At 41.3% G+C, this 2600-nt stretch carries 2 protein-coding genes; both read left to right on the top strand.

The features are described 5' to 3' along the window. Nucleotides 1-19 precede the first annotated feature (19 nt). Nucleotides 20-1285: a pitrilysin family protein gene (locus AAC037_RS23315; RefSeq protein WP_339906015.1), complete on the top strand. Its 1266-nt coding sequence runs from the start codon at nucleotides 20-22 to the stop codon at nucleotides 1283-1285. A 19-nt stretch (nucleotides 1286-1304) separates the two neighbouring features. Beyond that, a partial coding sequence (locus tag AAC037_RS23320) for a pitrilysin family protein (protein ID WP_339906013.1) occupies nucleotides 1305-2600 on the top strand: 1296 nt, incomplete at its 3' end.

The raw sequence follows: 2600 nt of genomic DNA on the forward strand, positions 1-2600 counted from the left end.
AGCTTATAACCAGACAAAGATTGATTTTAGGGAATTCACCTTAGACAATGGGCTTAAGGTAATCATGCACAAAGACAATAAAACGCCCATAGTCGTGACTTCTGTGATGTATCACGTAGGCTCCAAGAATGAGGATCCTGAGCGTACAGGTTTTGCCCATTTCTTTGAGCACCTACTTTTTGAGGGATCAGAGAATATCGATAGGGGGGAATATACAGACTTGGTTGAAGGCAACGGAGGTGCACTGAATGCTTTTACCAGCAATGACATCACCTACTACTATGAACTAATGCCTTCCAATTATCTTGAGCTCTCACTTTACCTGGAAAGCGAGCGCATGTTGCATGCGAAAATTGATGAAGTAGGCCTTGAAACCCAAAGAGAGGTAGTCAAAGAGGAAAAACGCCAGCGCTATGACAATCAGCCTTATGGGACCATTTTACCGGAAACTTTGGTACGGGCTTATAGTGAACACCCCTATCAATGGGCACCCATTGGGTCTTTGGATCACTTGAATGCAGCAAGCCTCGACGAGTTTATGCAGTTTTATAAAGATTTTTATGTGCCAAACAATGCAATCCTTACCATTGCGGGGGATATTGACTATAAGCAAACTGAGGAATGGGTTAGAAAATACTTCTCTGAAATCCCTAAAGGAAAGAAAGCCATTTATAGGCCCGACATAGAAGAGCCAAAAAAGGACGAAGAGATCAGGGATATTATTTATGACAATATCCAAATACCGGCAATCATTCAGGCCTACAACTTACCACCAAAAAATCATCCGGATGCTTATGCCATGGAAATGCTCTCGACTTATCTCACAGGAGGGAAATCTTCGCTGATGACTAAGGAGCTTGTGGACAAGCAGCAAAAAGCTTTAGTAGTGGCAGCTATACCTCTTGATCTTGAAGACGGAGGTATTTTTATAATGTATGGCATTGCCAATATGGGGGTAGAACCTGAGGACCTTGAGAACGAAATTGATGTATTGATCAAGCAAGTGCAGGAGGAAGGGATATCTGAAAAAGATTTTCAGAAATTGCAGAATATTATTGAAAATGACCTGGTCAGTAAGAATTCCTCCATCGAAGGAATTGCCCAAAACCTTGCAGAGGCAAACTTATTTTATGGCGATACTGAATACATTAATAGAGAATTGGAAGTATACCGCAAAGTAAGCAGGGAAGACATACAACGTGTGGCCAATAAGTACTTGACCCTGGATGGAAGAGTGGTATTGTATTACCTTCCTAAACCACAGGAAACGGCTCAAAACGAATAATAACCCTAAAGCTAGAAAAATGAAGACTTTATATATATTTCTTTTTGCTGCATTCATTACCTTCGGAACACAGGCACAAGTTGATAGAAGTGTCTTACCTCCTCCCGGTCCGGCCCCAAAAATTGAATTTACAGATCCTGCCACTTTTACCTTAGACAATGGCCTAAAGGTATTTGTTGTGCCAAATAATAAGTTACCGAGGGTAGCATTTTATCTAATATTGAATAGGGATCCCTTATTTGAAGGAGACAATGCCGGACTAACCGGTTTTGTGGGGGACATGATGATGGCAGGGACCAGCTCCAGAACCAAAGAGGAACTCGATGAGGAAATTGATTTTATTGGTGCCTCTCTAGGCGCAGGGTCCACCTCCCTGTCGGCTTCATCTTTGAAAAAGCATCAGGGAAAAGTTCTGGAATTGATGACAGATGTTTTATACAACCCTATTTTTCCTCAAGAAGAGCTTGATAAGCTAAAAAAACAAACCCTAACATCTTTGGCTTCTTCTAAGGATGATCCTGATTATTTGGCAGGAGTGATCTCTAATGCCCTGGTATATGGTAAAGAGCATCCTTATGGTGAAACAATGACTGAAGAAACGGTTGAAAATGTAAACTTAGAAGATGTAAAGGGATATTACCGGACTTACTTTAAACCCAATATTGCGTACTTGGCGATTGTGGGAGATATTGATGAAAAAGAAGCCAAATCTTTGGTGAACGAATACTTTGCTTCTTGGGAGAAAGAAGAAGTGCCTAATTTTGATTATCAAAAACCTGAGCTTCCGACAGAAAATAAAGTGGCCCTTCTTGATCGATCCTCTGCCGTTCAATCAGTAATCAACATTGCCTTTCCGGTTGAAATGCACCTTACTAATCCGGACTATATGGCTACCAGGGTTATGAATTTTATTTTGGGAGAGGGCTTTAATTCCAGGTTGAATGGGAATCTACGGGAAACCAAGGGCTATACTTATGGGGCCAGATCAAGCTTTGGTTCTGACAAGTTAATGGCCAAGTTTTCTGCAGGCACTTCTGTAAGGAATGAGGTTACCGACTCTTCTGTTTATGAAATGATTTATGAAATTAGAAACCTTAAGGAAAATGGCATTACAGCCGAAGAACTAGCCATGGCTAAAGCCAACCTTAGTGGTAGGTTTGGAAGATCGCTTGAAAATCCCAATACCATTGCCACCTTTGCTATCAATATCGACCGGTATGATTTGCCGGATGATTTCTACAGTAGCTACTTGCAACGATTGGATGCACTCACCGTAGAAGACATCAACCAAGTCGCAGCCAAATATCTAAAGCCT

Source organism: uncultured Cyclobacterium sp. (genome assembly GCF_963976465.1).
In the GTDB taxonomy this organism is placed as follows: Bacteria; Bacteroidota; Bacteroidia; order Cytophagales; family Cyclobacteriaceae; genus Cyclobacterium.